We start from the raw sequence: 14,858 nt of genomic DNA, 5'->3' as shown, positions 1-14,858 counted from the left end.
CATGTTTTCGCCATTGGCGCAGGATCACAAGAGCTTTCGTTGAAAGACTTGCCTTGTGTCAGGGCCGTGCCTGGCGGATCAGGCGCAGAATGTCCTGAGCGGCCTCGGGAATGTTGGTGCCCGGACCAAAGATGGCCTTGACCCCATGGTCATACAGGAACTGGTAATCCTGTTGCGGGATCACCCCGCCACAGATCACGATGATATCGTCGGCCCCTGCTTTCTTCAGCTCTTCCACTAGCTGGGGTGCCAGTGTTTTATGCCCCGCCGCCTGCGAGGAAATGCCGACCACATGTACGTCATTGTCCACCGCGTCCTGCGCGGCCTCGGCAGGTGTCTGGAACAGCGGGCCAACGTCCACGTCGAACCCGATATCTGCAAAGGCCGTGGCGATAACCTTGGCACCGCGATCATGCCCGTCCTGCCCCATTTTGACCACCAGAAGACGGGGGCGGCGGCCTTCGGCCTCGGCAAAGTCCTCGATGGATTTCTGGATCGCGGCAAAGCCTTCGTCGCCCTCATAAGCAGCGCCATAGACACCGGCCAGGGTTTTCACCTCGGCGCGGTGGCGGCCGAATTCTTTCTCCATTGCCATGCTGATCTCTCCTACGGATGCACGGGCGCGGGCGGCTTCGACCGCAGCGGCCAGCAGGTTTCCGCCCTCCTGGGCGGTCTTGGTCAGGGCGTCCAGCGCGGCTTGGCACGCGGCTTCATCACGGGTTGCGCGAATGCGTTCCAGCCGCGCCACCTGCGCCTCACGCACGGCGACGTTGTCGACATCCAGAATGTCGATCGGGTCTTCCTGTTCCTTGCGGTACTTGTTGACGCCGACGATCACTTCGTCGCCCCGGTCGATCATGGCCTGACGACGGGCTGCGCTTTCCTCGATGCGCAGCTTGGGCATACCCGAGGCAACCGCCTTGGTCATGCCACCCATCTCTTCGACCTCTTGCATCAGGGCCCAGGCTTTTTCGACCAGTTCATTGGTCAGGCTTTCAACATAGTAAGAACCGGCCAGAGGATCGACCACATCAGTTACACCGGTTTCTTCCTGAAGCACGAGCTGCGTGTTCCGCGCAATGCGGGCCGAGAAATCGGTGGGCAGCGCAATTGCCTCGTCCAGAGCATTTGTATGCAACGATTGGGTGCCACCCAGAACTGCGCTCATCGCTTCATAGGCGGTGCGGATAACATTGTTGTAAGGGTCCTGTTCCTGAAGCGAAACGCCGGAAGTCTGGCAATGGGTGCGCAGCATTTTCGACCGTTCGGACTTTGCCCCGAACTCGGTCATTACCCGGTGCCATAGCGTGCGAGCGGCGCGCAGTTTGGCGATCTCCATGAAGAAATTCATGCCGATGGCAAAGAAGAACGACAAACGGCCCGCGAACTTGTCCACGTCCATCCCGGCCTCAGTCGCGGCACGGACGTATTCACGCCCATCAGCCAGCGTATAGGCCAGTTCCTGTACAAGGTTCGCCCCGGCCTCTTGCATGTGATAGCCCGAGATCGAGATCGAGTTGAACTTGGGCATCTCGTTCGACGTGTATTCGATGATGTCCGAGATGATCTTCATCGACGGTTCAGGCGGGTAGATATAGGTGTTGCGCACCATGAATTCTTTCAGAATGTCGTTCTGAATGGTGCCGGACAGGACAGATCTGTCGTGACCCTGTTCTTCACCCGCAACAATGAAACTGGCCAGGATCGGAACAACCGCGCCGTTCATGGTCATCGAGACCGAGACCTTGTCGAGCGGGATGCCATCGAACAGTATTTTCATATCTTCGACACTATCGATGGCAACACCTGCCTTACCGACATCGCCCACAACGCGCGGGTGATCACTGTCATAGCCGCGATGTGTCGCCAGATCGAAGGCAACCGAAACGCCCTGCTGGCCTGCTGCCAGATTGCGTCGGTAGAACGCGTTCGATTCCTCGGCGGTCGAAAAGCCCGCATACTGGCGGATCGTCCATGGACGCCCGGCATACATAGTGGCCTTGACACCGCGGGTAAACGGGCCAAACCCCGGCAAAGACCCCATATGCGGCAGATCGGCGGTGTCTTCCTGGGTGTAAAGCGGTTTGACCGCGATACCTTCCAGCGTTTCCTTGGTCAGGTCGCCCAACGGACGTCCGCGCAGCTCTTTCTCGGCAAGCGCTTTCCAGTCCTTTGTGTCGGTCATTTCGATTTCCTCTCGTCAATACGGATGGCGGTCGCTGAAAGCGTCCGCGCCAAGGTCCTGCACTTGGCCTGTTCTTTCAGGCACAAGCGCGAAAATGTGGTCACCCGGCACAAATCGCCGGTCGCAATCGCGGGCACAGGGGCTATATTCGAAAGAACAGGAGGCCACATGACACGCACGCTTGCCTTTGTTTTCTCGGCACTAATCCCTCTGGCCGCCTTGGCGGCAGACGGAACCGCGCCGTCTGATGACAGTTTTGTCCGCCCGGTGGGTGAAAGTGAACTCAGCGAATTTTTGTGGGTCAAACGCCCCATTGTGGTTTTCGCTGACACGCCTGCCGATCCGCGGTTCCAGCAGCAGATCGATATGCTTGTCGCAGAAGAAGCAGCCATGCGCGACCGTGATGTCATCGTGCTGACAGACACGGACCCGTCTGCCCGGTCTCCGATCCGGACCAAGCTGCGGCCGCGTGGCTTCCAGATGGTGTTCGTCGACAAGGACGGCGTGGTCAAACTGCGCAAACCCAGCCCGTGGAGCGTGCGTGAGATTGGCAGGTCTATCGACAAGACCCCCCTGCGCGAACGCGAGATTCGCGAACGGCGCGAAGGGGGCTGAACGCTTTCGCCATGTCCAAAGGCCCCGGCGCGATGCGCTGGAAACGTTGGAATGTATGTCGAAAGCGCCAACATGGTCACTCGAACTCGATGATCACGTCGTCCACAGCAAGGCTGTCACCGGGGCCTGCATTGACCTTGGCCACCACGCCCCTCTTTTCGGCGCGCAGGATGTTTTCCATCTTCATCGCTTCAATTGTGCAAAGCGCCTGACCTTCCTGCACTTCCTGCCCCACTTCGACATTGACCTTCACGACAAGGCCAGGCATCGGACAGAGCAGCAATTTCGAGGTATCTGGTGGCAGTTTTTCCGGCATCAGCTTGGCCAGTTCCGCCTGCCGTGGGCGGCGCACATGCACTTTCAAGTCCGCGCCGCGGTTGCGAACGCGGAAACCGCCCGAGACCTTGCCGATTTTCAGAACCAGCGGGCTTCCATCCACGTCCAGAACCGCCAGTTGATCGCCCGGTGTCCAGTCCGAGGCGACACGCAAGGACGGTCCGTCCTCAAACTTGACCGTTGACCCCTCTTTGTCGGCATTGACCTGCACGGCGAAATCCTGCCCCTGCAATGTCACAACCCAGCGCTTGCCTACTTTGCGTTCGTGATTGTCCATCCGGCCCGACACGCGGGTGCGCCGGATTTCGGCGACGCGGTGCATGGCCGCGCAGGACGCAGCAATCCGGCGCAGATCCACTTCGGGCAACGTGACGCCCTCGAACCCGTCTGGATATTCTTCAGCGATAAAGGCCGTTGTCATGTCACCGCTGACAAATTTTGGGTGATCCATCACTGCCGACAGGAACGGCAAGTTGTGACCGATGCCTTCCACTTCGAAACTGTCCAGCGCCACGCGCATCGCCTCGATTGCTTTTTCGCGGGTCGGCGCCCAAGTGCAGAGCTTGGCGATCATCGGATCGTAATACATGCTGATCTCGCCGCCCTCGTAGACGCCGGTATCGTTGCGCACGGCGGTTTCACCATCGGGTGCTTCACCCTGCCATTTGCCGTTGACCAGCAACGGACCGGCCGCGGTTTCCTGCGGTGGGCGATACCGGGTCAGACGACCGATCGACGGCAGGAAGTTGCGATACGGGTCTTCCGCATACAGACGGTTTTCAATCGCCCAGCCGGTCAGGGTCACGTCATCCTGCGTTATCGAAAGCTTTTCACCCGCTGCAACGCGGATCATCTGCTCGACCAGATCGACGCCAGTGATCAGTTCCGTAACAGGGTGTTCCACCTGCAGGCGCGTGTTCATTTCGAGGAAGTAGAAATTCTTGTTTCCGTCCACGATGAACTCGACCGTACCTGCACTTGCGTAGTTCACGGCCTTGGCCAGAGCGACAGCCTGTTCACCCATCGCCTTGCGGGTTTCAGGATCAAGGAAGGGTGACGGTGCCTCTTCCACCACTTTCTGGTTCCGGCGCTGGATCGAGCATTCACGCTCGCCCAGGTAGATGCCATTTCCGTGACTGTCGCACAGAACCTGAATTTCGATATGGCGCGGTTGGGTTACGAATTTTTCGATGAAGATCCGGTCATCTCCGAACGAGTTTGCGGCTTCGTTCTTGGACGACTGAAAGCCTTCGCGCGCCTCTTCATCGCTCCACGCGATGCGCATACCCTTGCCACCACCACCGGCGCTGGCCTTGATCATGACCGGATAACCGATGTCGTTCGAGATCCTGACCGCCTCGTCCGTGTCTTCGATCAGCCCCATGTAACCCGGAACCGTCGAAACTCCGGCCTCCTGTGCGATCTTCTTCGACGTGATCTTGTCGCCCATGCTTTCGATTGCACCGACAGGGGGGCCGACAAAGGCAACACCTTCGGCCTCGAGCGCCTCGGCGAATTTCGAGTTCTCCGACAGGAAGCCATAGCCGGGATGAACCGCCTGCGCACCGCTTTGACGGATGGCATCCATGACCTTGTCGATCACAATGTAGGACTGGTTCGCCGGGGGCGGACCGATATGCACGGCTTCGTCGGCCATCGACACATGCAGCGCGTTCTTGTCCGCGTCCGAATAAATGGCAACGGTGCCGATACCCATCTTGCGGGCGGTCTTGATGACCCGGCAGGCGATCTCGCCCCGGTTGGCGATCAGGATCTTATTGAACATGAAACGTCCTTTGGCTTGGTGTTCCGGAAACGCAAAACGCCGCCGCAGGGTACGATCCCCACGACGGCGTGATGCGCAATGATGGCTGAGGCGCCAGGCGCCCCGAAGGATATGCGTTAGTTACAGGTGTTCTGTGTCTTGCAGTACAGCACGTTGCCCGCTGCACCGACGGCCGCGCCAAACAGCGGGTCGGCATTGAGGACCGCGGCCCCCACAGCCCCGGCACCACCGCCGAGGAGTGCCTGTTCGCCCGTGGTGTCACCGCACGCGGCCAGACCCGCACAGGTCGCCGCAACAAGGATGAGTTTCGAGAATCGCATTGTGTCTGCCCTTTTAGGTTTCTTGGTTCCTTTGGGATCAGATGCGCGAAATGGGGCCTGTTATTCAATATCAATGCAGCTGCAGGCAGGTTTTGTGCAGGTTTTCGCTTCTCTTTGGCCGTGGAGGCCAAAAAGAAAAACGCGGACAGGTCTATGTGGGGAACACAAGCCTGCCCGCGCAAGGAAGGGGTACGGAATAGTAGGTGCATGTGCGGCGCAGGCAAAGTAGAGCCGCACGGCCCATTCAGTTTGCACGGCACAATCTGTTGAGCAAACACAGTATTGTTTCCCCGGGACAACTCGGCTGGTTTCTGCCCAAGCCGCAAAATGGCGCGCAACTTCGTGCCGACAGCATTCAAGTGAAATACCAGCACGAAAGCCCCGTTCACCGTCACAGTTTCGTTACAAAATGGGTCGCTTCCGATGCTTTCTGCGGTTGCAGCATCACGAATCGCCGCCACTCCACCGGCGAAGGAATTACGGCGCAACAGCGCGTTAGATGACAGGTTCAAGACGCTGTGATTCAAGAAGTCGAAAAAGGCACATTTTATTGAGAAATCAGATGGTTCTATTCTCTTTCTCGTGATTTCCAAAGATTTCTGCTGCGTGAAACGGTCCTTGGGCACACTCGCACTCAAAGGAACACCCACATGACTATGACTAGAAAAAAGGCACTCCTGCTCGCTGCCTCTGCGCTCAGTGTGACCGGCACGTTTGCTGTTGCCCAGGACGCCCAGACCCAGGCCGAACTCGACGCTTTGCGCGCCCGGGTCGAGGCGCTGGAAGCCGCCAAAAGCGGCCCCGCCAACGGAGATTTCCGCATCGGCAACACCGTTTTGGACCTTTACGGATACGTGAAGGCCGATTTCTTCTATGACTTCGACTACGATCAGGGGGATACGGCGTTCGTGAATGTTATCGGTGAACCCTCGGCCGCAACCGACGGCACCTTCGGGGCAACCGTTCGCCAATCTCGGATCGGATTGCGTACCACCACCCCAAGCGGGATCGGTGACATTGGCGGACAGCTTGAGCTTGACCTGTTCGGTTCCGGCGGCACGGCTGAATTGCGCATTCGCCATGCCAACATCACCATCGGCGATCAGTTCCTGATTGGTCAGTACTGGACCAACTTCCAACCATTGGACACCTACCCGACCACTGTCGAATTCAACGGCCCCGTGGGTATCGCATTCGCTCGTGTCCCACAGCTGAGATACACCGGACAACTTGGCAGCAATGCACAGTTTGCGGTCTCGATCGAAGAGAACGTCAGCGGGTCGAATTCCGATGATCCCGTCCTGACGGCCTCGGCGGAATATAACGACGGTACGTACATTGCCCGTGGTGCCGTTTTGTACGGTAAAGCCAATTCCGGCAATGTCGAAGTGGATCAAACCGGCTTTACGCTTTCCGGCGGCATTCGCCCCTGGCAAGGCGGGTTGTTCCAAGTCAACTACGTCACAGGTGAGGCGCTTGGCCCGTACCTGATCGGTCTCGGCGATGCCATCGTCGGTGGGCAGGCCAACGATGTGGATGGCTACACCGTGGAATTCAGGCAGGACATCGGTGCAAAATGGAATGTCGGCATTGCTTACGGTCGTGAAGACTATGATCTGCCGACCTCGACCGGCACGCTGTCCTTCACCGAACTGGAAACCATCCATGTCAACGCGTTCTACAAGGCGACAGACAGTCTGACGCTCAGCGCCGAATACATCTATGGCGAGCGGAATGACGCGCCCACCGGCAGAACCTTTGACGGCAGCCGCGTTCAGCTTGCAGCCCAGTTGAACTTCTGAGACCACACATAAATCCTGCCCGGTTTCGGGCAGGATTTTCCCGAAACTGGCAGTGATCGGATTATGTGCGGCAGCGAATGTCACAATCAGTCCATCCCGTCGATGATGTCCGGGAAGGATGCGCGCGCAGCGTTTACGTCGATAACGAGCAAGGCATCATAACTGGCCGGATCAAAGGGGTCTTCTGCCGGGATGACTTCGCGCCCGAACAGCCAGCTCAAACGCCCAGCATCCAGATTGCCCCGTTCGAACGGCTGGTCGCCGAAATGGGCCCAAAGGGCTTCCATGAACGCACTATCAGCGCGCCTGTCCGCAGGTTTACGGTCCCGAAACCGCTCGCGCCGCGTTAACGGTGTAGCGCCCTTTGGGTTGGCGCGACGAATGGTGAACTGAAAGTCAGTGCCTGAAAGGCGACCGGGGAAACCACGATGCTTCAGCATGAAAGGCCCTCTTGTGTCATACTTGCAGACAAAAGCAATTCGAGCCCGAAAAGGGATGGGATCATGATGCGCACCTCCAAAGCCGCACAGTTGGTCTGAGACGCTTTGCACTCATGGATTCCTGCGGTCATGGTCAAAGCCCCTCCCAGATACACTGGGACTGCTCCAGCCGGTAGGCCTCAAAAAACTGGGTCGCATCAGGGGCGGCATCACCAAACTCTACCGGGCGATCGGACAAAGAGATCACGACCCGCGCCGGATGCAATTCATGCTGCGCGACATATGGAACGGCCAGAATCTGGCACAGGTGCTCCATATCCTTCGACGCCACATCATATCCGATCCGTCCCACTGACGCGCCTATTCTGGGCGCGATAAAGCGAAAGCGCAGCCAAAGCTCGCCGGGATTGTTGTCCAGCAGGACATCGCTCAGTTGCACTGGCTGGCCCGACGGAACCGGCAGCAAAGTATCGGAGTCTGAAAAAGCAGGATGGCTGAAGGCGAGAGCAACCAGACAAATGGCGCGACCCCGGACCCACCAGCGGCGAGCTCCTCCTTCCGGGGTCGCGCGCGCAGTACGATTGGTCTGCGCGGTTCTATGTCTGACGGGTCGGATCATTCAACTATTTGCCGGTTTTTGTCAATTCCGCCTCAATTTGAGGGCGTTTTAGCCTCAGAGCCGCTGTGGCAGTCTAAGATTGAGCGGGGCGGGCCACCCCGCCCCCAGAAGGATCACAGCGGGATATTGTCGTGCTTTTTCCAAGGGTTCTTCAGCTGTTTGCCGCGCAAGCTGGCAAATGCCCGGGATACACGACGGCGGGTCGAATGCGGCATGATCACCTCATCGATGAAGCCGCGCTCGGCTGCCACGAAGGGATTTGCAAATCGGTCTTCGTAATCCTTGGTGTGAGATGCGATCTTGTCCGCATCCCCCAGATCGGCGCGGTGAATAATCTCGGTCGCCCCTTTTGCCCCCATGACCGCAATTTCGGCGGTGGGCCAGGCATAGTTGAAATCACCGCGCAAATGCTTGGAGGCCATAACGTCGTAAGCACCGCCATAAGCCTTTCGGGTAATCACTGTCACCTTCGGCACGGTTGCCTCGCCATAGGCAAAGAGCAACTTGGCCCCATGCTTGATGACACCACCATATTCCTGGCTAGTTCCCGGCAGGAAGCCAGGAACGTCGACCAGTGTAAGAATCGGGATTTCGAAGCAGTCACAGAAGCGCACAAAGCGCGCAGCCTTGCGCGAGGAGTCGATGTCCAAACACCCGGCCAACACCATCGGCTGGTTTGCGACGACGCCTACGGTCTGACCTTCCAGCCGGATGAACCCGGTAATGATGTTCTTCGCAAAATCTTCCTGAATTTCATAGAAATCGCCCTCGTCCGCCACTTTGGCGATGAGTTCCTTCATATCGTAGGGCGTGTTCGGATTTTCTGGCACAAGAGTGTCCAGCGAAGCCTCGATCCGGCCGGGTTCGTCAAAGAACGGGCGCACGGGCGGCTTTTCGCGGTTGTTGAGGGGCAGGAAATCCACCAGGCGCCGCACCTCGGCCAAAGCTTCGACGTCGTTTTCGAACGCGCCATCAGCGACTGAGGATTTCTTGGTATGGGTCGAGGCCCCGCCCAATTCCTCGGCAGTTACCACTTCGTTGGTTACGGTCTTCACCACATCCGGGCCGGTCACAAACATGTAAGAGGTGTCTTTGACCATGAAGATAAAGTCGGTCATCGCCGGGCTGTACACCGCGCCACCCGCGCAGGGCCCCATGATTACGCTGATCTGCGGCACCACGCCCGAGGCCATGATATTGCGCTGGAACACTTCGGCATACCCCGCCAGCGAAGCCACACCTTCCTGGATGCGTGCGCCGCCCGAATCGTTGATTCCGATCACCGGGGCACCGTTCTGGACCGCCATGTCCATAATCTTGCAGATCTTCTGAGCATGGGTTTCCGACAGCGATCCGCCAAAGACGGTAAAATCCTGGCTGAACACATAAACCATGCGCCCGTTGATCGTGCCCCAACCGGTGACAACACCGTCACCCGCAGGCTTTTGTTTTTCCATCCCGAAATCGGTGCAGCGGTGGCTGACGAACATGTCAAACTCTTCAAAGCTGCCCTCGTCCAACAGCAGTTCGATCCGTTCACGCGCGGTCAGTTTGCCGCGAGCGTGCTGGGCATCGATCCGTTTCTGCCCACCGCCCAGACGCGCGTTATCGCGGCGGCCTTCCAACTCGGAAAGAATGTCTTTCATGACGACTATCCCCTTATAAATTTGACGGGACCCTACCTGTTTGGGCCGCTCATCCAAAGCTATTTTCGGCAAATTTGCAAAATTTCAGCAACAGTAATTTGGATAATTGCAAAACTGCGAATTCTCGCAGGCAATTTTGCGAATGGCTGGCATTCCGTAAATCCACGGCTATACATGTGAACCATGCAGTTCAGCTCTGACGCGGTCCACCGCACACCACCCACATTGGCGACGCTTGTTTTACTCTCGGGCCTGTCCGCCCTGAGCATGAACCTGTTTCTGCCCAGCCTGCCAAACATGGCCGAGTATTTCGAAACCGATTACAAGGTCATGCAGCTGTCGATTGCGCTTTATCTGCTGATCAATGCCATTCTGCAAATTCTTATAGGTCCAATTGCGGATCAGGCAGGACGCAGACCAGTTTTACTGTGGGGCCTTGGCCTGTTCCTGATGGCGACCCTTGGGTGCATCTTCGCCCCCAATGCCACGGTTTTTCTGGCGTTCAGGATGTGTCAGGCGGTAGTGGTCGTCGGTATGGTTCTCAGCCGCGCAGCGGTGCGGGATATGTACGATCAGGACCAAGCTGCCTCAATGATCGGTTATGTAACGATGGGCATGGCCGTGGTTCCGATGATTGGCCCTGCCATCGGCGGCTTACTGGAAGTGAGCTTTGGTTGGAAAGCGAATTTCTGGCTGCCCTTTGCCGTAGGTCTGCTGACTATGGCACTGACCTATTCGGACTTTGGGGAAACATCGGCAAAAAGTGGCAAAACGCTTGTCCAGCAATTCAAGGAATACCCCGAACTTCTGACCTCGCCACGGTTCTGGGGATATTCACTGGCTTGTGCCTTCTCATCGGGTTCGTTTTTCGCCTATCTCGGCGGCGCACCTTTCATCGGCACCGAATTGTTCGGGTTGAGCGCGGCACAGGTTGGCATTTATTTTGGCGCACCTGCGGTTGGGTATTTTGTTGGCAATTTCATGAGCGGGCGTTTTTCAGTGCGGTTCGGTGTGAACCGCATGGTGCTATGGGGAAGCCTGCTCAATGCGTTTGGCGTCGCTGTGTCGGCATTGCTGTTTCTGGCCGACCGTGGAACCGCACTCAGTTTCTTTGGGTTCATGACATTTGTGGGCGTCGGCAATGGCATGGTCATCCCCAACGCAACCTCGGGCGCGCTATCAGTGCGCCCTCGACTGGCTGCAACCGCCTCGGGCCTGAGTGGCGCCATTATGTTAGGTGGCGGCGCCGGGCTGAGCGCCTTGGCAGGTGCCTTGCTGACACGTGAAACCGGCGCGATGCCGCTGCTTTGGCTGATGCTGGCAACAGCCGTTCTGGCGATCGTCGCAATTTCAACTGTCGTACGAAGAGAACGGCAATTGGGGCTGTAACCGCTTGCCCCAATGACTTTGCAAAGTTAACCTCGGAAATTGGAAAACTTGCAAAGGCACCCTATGGCCACCCAAAAGCTCTATGCGGGCGCGAAACTGCGCGAAATGCGGACTCGCCTGACCCTGACGCAGCGCGAATTTGCCGCCAAACTGGGCGTTTCACTGCCTTATCTGAATCAGATGGAGAACAACAACCGGCCGATCTCGACCACGGTTGTGCTGGCTCTGGCGCAGGAATTCGGAATGGATGTTACCGAACTCAGCACCGGCGACAGCGAACGTCTTGTTTCAGACATGCGCGAGGCGCTGGCCGATCCTGTTTTTGCCGACATACAGCCCCCTCTGGCCGATCTGCGCCTGACAGCTTCCAACGCCCCGGCCCTGGCGCGCGCGTTTATCGAATTGCACAAAACCTACCGGCAGACACATGAACGCCTTGCCTCGCTGGACGAGGCTTTGGGGCGTGAAGATGCGCGTATTCAGGCCAGCCCTTGGGAAGAAGTGCGCGATTTCTTCCATTATTGCGACAACTACATCGACGCCGTGGACAGGGCAGCGGAACTGTTTGCCAACCGCGCCGACGGCCCCGGCGGTATCCGGCAAGCCGCCCTGAGCAGCCTTTCAGAACGCGGAATTCAGGTGGTTTTTTCAGATATGGGCCCCTTGCGCGCTTATGATGTCGACAGCAAAATTTTGCGCCTGTCCTCCCGTGCAGCGCCGCAGACGCAGGTGTTCCAGCTTCTGTTACAGGTCGCGCTGATCAGTCAGGACCAGTTGCTGGAGGCGACGCTGGATTTCGCCAAGTTCCAAAGTGACGAAGCCCGCGCCATCGCCAAGATCGGTCTTGCCAACTATTTCGCTGGTGCCTCTCTGATGCCTTATACCGCGTTTTTGACTGCTGCTCAGGAAGAGCGTCACGATCTGGAGCTGCTCAGCAACCGGTTCGGGGCGTCGGTCGAGCAGGTTGCACATCGGCTGTCGACACTACAGCGTCCCGGCGCCAAGGGCATCCCGTTCTTCTTCGTCCGGGTTGATCAGGCGGGGACGATCACCAAGCGACACTCGGCCACACGCCTTCAATTTGCACGCTTTGGTGGGGCTTGCCCGCTTTGGAACGTGCATCGGGCCTTTGAAACGCCCGGGCATTTCCTGCGGCAGCTGGCGGAAACACCAGATGGCGTTCGCTATATCTCGCTGGCACGGGATGTTTCAAAATCGGGCGGCTCTTTCGGTGCGCCCGTCAGACGGTACGCCATTGCGTTGGGGTGCGAGGTCCGCCATGCCCCGGCGCTTGTTTATGCTGATAACCTCGACATCAACAATGCCAGCGCTTACGAGCCCATTGGAATTTCCTGCCGCATCTGCGAGCGGCAAACCTGTCACCAGCGTTCGGTTCCGCCGCTGGAACGCCGTCTGAGCATCGACACCCATATTCGCGGCACCCTGCCCTATGAAGTGACCTGATCTTAGTCTGGCGACTAAGCCCTATCAGCGTCACGTCTCTGGGCACGACGGGGGCATAGCCCCCGCCAATGAATTTAAGTCTTGGACAGGATCGCCCAGATCTCATCCTTCAGCGCCGCGCGTTTTTTGCGCAGGTCAACCTCGGCCAGTTCCTCCATGGGTTCGACATTGGTCTCGGCGCGGTGCACTTCGCGGTTGACCTCATGATATTCATCGGCCAGCCGGGCGAAATGCGCATCCGACTGCTTGAGCTGGCTCATCAGTTCAACTTTGTCCGGAAACTCTTCGGCCAGTTCATGCGGGGTGTGAGACATCTCTGTTCGCTCCTTCATATGTCGTTGCAAACCAGTGATAGAAGCGTGACCGGGCTTTCGCTTTGACCGGGATCAACTACCCGCAACAATCCCGCGAATTTCAATAAAGCGCCACGCGCATCCTGCCGTGCAGAGGGCAAGTTGTGCTGAAACGTGGCTCAACCTTATCTGGACAAGAACGCTGAACCTTTTCCTAACATGCCCCCGGCAAGCGCTGAATAGCGTATTCAACCGGGAGCAGTTAAGTATCATTATCGCTGCGCGGTTGCCCAGCCGGGGTGGATCCACGGGCGATCATTGGCCTTGGGTAACGGGTCTTTGCCCAGCAGAGAATCCGATACTTTCTCGCCCACCATGATCGAGGGCGCGTTGAGATTGCCGTTGGTGATCTGCGGGAAAATCGAACTGTCCGCGACGCGCAGCCCGTCCACGCCGATGACGCGACCCTCGGGATCGACCACCGCACCTTTGTCATCCGCACGCCCCATCCGGCAGGTGCCACAGGGGTGATAGGCGCTTTCAGCATGTTCCGCGATAAAGGCGTTCAGCTCTTCATCGGTTTGCACAGCGGCACCCGGCTGAATTTCCTTGCCCGCATAGGGTTTGAAAGCGTTTTGTCCAAAGATTTCGCGGGTCAGCCGGATACAGGTGCGGAAGTCTTCCCAATCCTCTTCATGGCTCATGTAGTTGAACTTGATCACCGGCGCGTCTGCGGCTTGCGCAGATCGCAATGTGACCGCCCCGCGTGACGGGGACCGCATCGGGCCGACATGCGCCTGGAACCCGTGCCCCTCTGCCGCCGCCTGTCCGTCATAGCGAACTGCGATCGGCAGGAAGTGGTACTGAATGTCAGGATACTCCACACCCGGCTTAGACCGGATGAATGCCGCGCTTTCAAACTGGTTCGATGCGCCCAAACCTGTCTTGGTAAACAGCCATTGCGCCCCGATCAGACCCTTGCTGAACAGGTTCCAGTGCTTGTAGAGCGTAATCGGCTGTAGCGAAGCCTGTTGAATATACAGCTCCAGATGATCCTGAAGGTTCGCACCCACCCCCGGACGATCCGCAACGACGTTGATCCCATGTTCCGCCAGATGTGCGCCCGGGCCGATACCAGACAGCATAAGCAGTTTGGGCGAGTTGATCGAGGACGCAGCCAGAACGACCTCGCGCCGGGCCTTGATGATCTCTTTCTTGCCGCCACGGATCAATTCCACACCAGTGGCGCGACCGCTTTCCATAACAACCCGAGACGCAAGACCCCGCACGATATCACAATTGTCGCGTTTGAGCGCGGGCTTCAGATAGGCATTTGCCGCCGACCAGCGCCGCCCTTTCCAGACGGTCTGCTCCATCGGGCCAAAGCCTTCCTGCTTTTCTCCGTTATAGTCGCCGGTGACCTCGTATCCCGCCTGCTGGCCTGCATCGACAAAGGCCTGAAACAGTGGGTTTGCGCGGGGACCGCGCGACACGTGCAATGGGCCGTCAGTGCCGCGCCAGGCCGGATCGCCCCCATGGCCGCCGTCATGCCATGTCTCCATGCGTTTGTAATAGGGCAGCACATCCGCATAGGACCAACCGTCAGCCCCCATCTCGGCCCAGGTGTCGAAATCGCGTGCGTGACCGCGCACATAGACCATGCCGTTGATCGACGACGACCCGCCGATCACCTTGCCGCGCGGGCAGGCCAGACGGCGGTTGTTCAGATGCGGTTCGGGCTCGGACTGATATCCCCAGTCATAGCGCGACATGTTCATCGGATAGCTGAGCGCGGCAGGCATCTGGATAAACGGCCCCATGTCGGTGCCACCGTGCTCGATCACAAGGACCGAGGCCCCACCTTCGCTCAGACGATATGCCATTGCGCAGCCTGCGGACCCTGCGCCAACGATGACAAAATCTGCTTCCATATTCACAACTCCTCGCCCGCCGGGTATGACGC

The 14,858-nt window shown here is 58.1% G+C and carries 12 protein-coding genes; 4 read left to right on the top strand and 8 right to left on the bottom strand.

Features of this window, described 5'->3' with window-relative positions; translation table 11 throughout:
• Nucleotides 1–58: 58 nt before the first annotated feature.
• A complete protein-coding gene (gene scpA / locus ACR0D9_RS00630; protein ID WP_480486361.1) occupies nucleotides 59–2,185 on the bottom strand; it encodes a methylmalonyl-CoA mutase in 2,127 nt (708 codons plus the stop codon).
• Nucleotides 2,186–2,353: 168 nt separating this feature from the next.
• Here scpA and ACR0D9_RS00625 point away from each other — a divergent pair, with 168 nt between their 5' ends.
• On the top strand, nucleotides 2,354–2,800 hold the full coding sequence (locus ACR0D9_RS00625; protein WP_267365674.1) for a DUF4174 domain-containing protein: 447 nt from the start codon (nucleotides 2,354–2,356) through the stop codon (nucleotides 2,798–2,800).
• A gap of 76 nt (nucleotides 2,801–2,876) precedes the next feature.
• Here ACR0D9_RS00625 and ACR0D9_RS00620 read toward each other — a convergent pair whose 3' ends face one another.
• Nucleotides 2,877–4,922 carry an ATP-binding protein gene (locus ACR0D9_RS00620; RefSeq protein WP_480537393.1) on the bottom strand — a complete coding sequence of 682 codons (2,046 nt, stop codon included), beginning with the start codon at nucleotides 4,920–4,922 and terminating at the stop codon, nucleotides 2,877–2,879.
• A 116-nt stretch (nucleotides 4,923–5,038) separates the two neighbouring features.
• Nucleotides 5,039–5,242: a hypothetical protein gene (locus tag ACR0D9_RS00615; RefSeq protein WP_267365672.1), complete on the bottom strand. Its 204-nt coding sequence runs from the start codon at nucleotides 5,240–5,242 to the stop codon at nucleotides 5,039–5,041.
• A gap of 650 nt (nucleotides 5,243–5,892) precedes the next feature.
• Between ACR0D9_RS00615 and ACR0D9_RS00610 the strand changes: the two genes are divergently transcribed.
• On the top strand, nucleotides 5,893–7,044 hold the full coding sequence (locus ACR0D9_RS00610) for a DcaP family trimeric outer membrane transporter (RefSeq protein ID WP_480486364.1): 1,152 nt from the start codon (nucleotides 5,893–5,895) through the stop codon (nucleotides 7,042–7,044).
• 86 nt (nucleotides 7,045–7,130) lie between these two features.
• Here ACR0D9_RS00610 and ACR0D9_RS00605 read toward each other — a convergent pair whose 3' ends face one another.
• From ACR0D9_RS00605 to ACR0D9_RS00595, 3 genes are all read right to left on the bottom strand, one after another.
• Nucleotides 7,131–7,484, bottom strand: coding sequence for a hypothetical protein (locus tag ACR0D9_RS00605; RefSeq protein ID WP_209504586.1), 354 nt, complete (start codon nucleotides 7,482–7,484; stop codon nucleotides 7,131–7,133).
• A 133-nt stretch (nucleotides 7,485–7,617) separates the two neighbouring features.
• Nucleotides 7,618–7,950 carry a DUF6497 family protein gene (locus ACR0D9_RS00600; RefSeq protein WP_480506382.1) on the bottom strand — a complete coding sequence of 111 codons (333 nt, stop codon included), beginning with the start codon at nucleotides 7,948–7,950 and terminating at the stop codon, nucleotides 7,618–7,620.
• 266 nt (nucleotides 7,951–8,216) lie between these two features.
• Nucleotides 8,217–9,749, bottom strand: a complete 1,533-nt coding sequence (locus tag ACR0D9_RS00595; protein ID WP_209597857.1) for an acyl-CoA carboxylase subunit beta — start codon at nucleotides 9,747–9,749, stop codon at nucleotides 8,217–8,219.
• 183 nt (nucleotides 9,750–9,932) lie between these two features.
• Between ACR0D9_RS00595 and ACR0D9_RS00590 the strand changes: the two genes are divergently transcribed.
• Nucleotides 9,933–11,138: a multidrug effflux MFS transporter gene (locus ACR0D9_RS00590; RefSeq protein WP_480486367.1), complete on the top strand. Its 1,206-nt coding sequence runs from the start codon at nucleotides 9,933–9,935 to the stop codon at nucleotides 11,136–11,138.
• 63 nt (nucleotides 11,139–11,201) lie between these two features.
• Nucleotides 11,202–12,602, top strand: a complete 1,401-nt coding sequence (locus ACR0D9_RS00585) for a helix-turn-helix domain-containing protein (protein WP_209504590.1) — start codon at nucleotides 11,202–11,204, stop codon at nucleotides 12,600–12,602.
• A gap of 74 nt (nucleotides 12,603–12,676) precedes the next feature.
• Here ACR0D9_RS00585 and ACR0D9_RS00580 read toward each other — a convergent pair whose 3' ends face one another.
• Both ACR0D9_RS00580 and betA read right to left on the bottom strand, forming a co-directional pair.
• On the bottom strand, nucleotides 12,677–12,916 hold the full coding sequence (locus ACR0D9_RS00580; protein ID WP_480481962.1) for an HP1242/YdcH family protein: 240 nt from the start codon (nucleotides 12,914–12,916) through the stop codon (nucleotides 12,677–12,679).
• 251 nt (nucleotides 12,917–13,167) lie between these two features.
• Nucleotides 13,168–14,826 (bottom strand): choline dehydrogenase, encoded by a 1,659-nt coding sequence (betA, locus tag ACR0D9_RS00575; RefSeq protein ID WP_480481964.1) that lies wholly within the window; start codon nucleotides 14,824–14,826, stop codon nucleotides 13,168–13,170.
• Nucleotides 14,827–14,858 lie beyond the last annotated feature (32 nt).

Source organism: Ruegeria sp. AK11 (genome assembly GCF_056541095.1).
This window is presented reverse-complemented; position numbering and strand designations above follow the sequence as displayed.

Coding starts and splice junctions, on each gene's coding strand:
- ACR0D9_RS00615 (WP_267365672.1), bottom strand. CDS start 5,242: ATGCGATTCTCGAAACTCATCCTTGTTGCGGCGACCTGTGCGGGTCTG.
- ACR0D9_RS00590 (WP_480486367.1), top strand. CDS start 9,933: ATGCAGTTCAGCTCTGACGCGGTCCACCGCACACCACCCACATTGGCG.
- ACR0D9_RS00580 (WP_480481962.1), bottom strand. CDS start 12,916: ATGTCTCACACCCCGCATGAACTGGCCGAAGAGTTTCCGGACAAAGTT.
- ACR0D9_RS00625 (WP_267365674.1), top strand. CDS start 2,354: ATGACACGCACGCTTGCCTTTGTTTTCTCGGCACTAATCCCTCTGGCC.
- ACR0D9_RS00610 (WP_480486364.1), top strand. CDS start 5,893: ATGACTATGACTAGAAAAAAGGCACTCCTGCTCGCTGCCTCTGCGCTC.
- ACR0D9_RS00605 (WP_209504586.1), bottom strand. CDS start 7,484: ATGCTGAAGCATCGTGGTTTCCCCGGTCGCCTTTCAGGCACTGACTTT.
- scpA (WP_480486361.1), bottom strand. CDS start 2,185: ATGACCGACACAAAGGACTGGAAAGCGCTTGCCGAGAAAGAGCTGCGC.
- betA (WP_480481964.1), bottom strand. CDS start 14,826: ATGGAAGCAGATTTTGTCATCGTTGGCGCAGGGTCCGCAGGCTGCGCA.
- ACR0D9_RS00585 (WP_209504590.1), top strand. CDS start 11,202: ATGGCCACCCAAAAGCTCTATGCGGGCGCGAAACTGCGCGAAATGCGG.
- ACR0D9_RS00620 (WP_480537393.1), bottom strand. CDS start 4,922: ATGTTCAATAAGATCCTGATCGCCAACCGGGGCGAGATCGCCTGCCGG.
- ACR0D9_RS00595 (WP_209597857.1), bottom strand. CDS start 9,749: ATGAAAGACATTCTTTCCGAGTTGGAAGGCCGCCGCGATAACGCGCGT.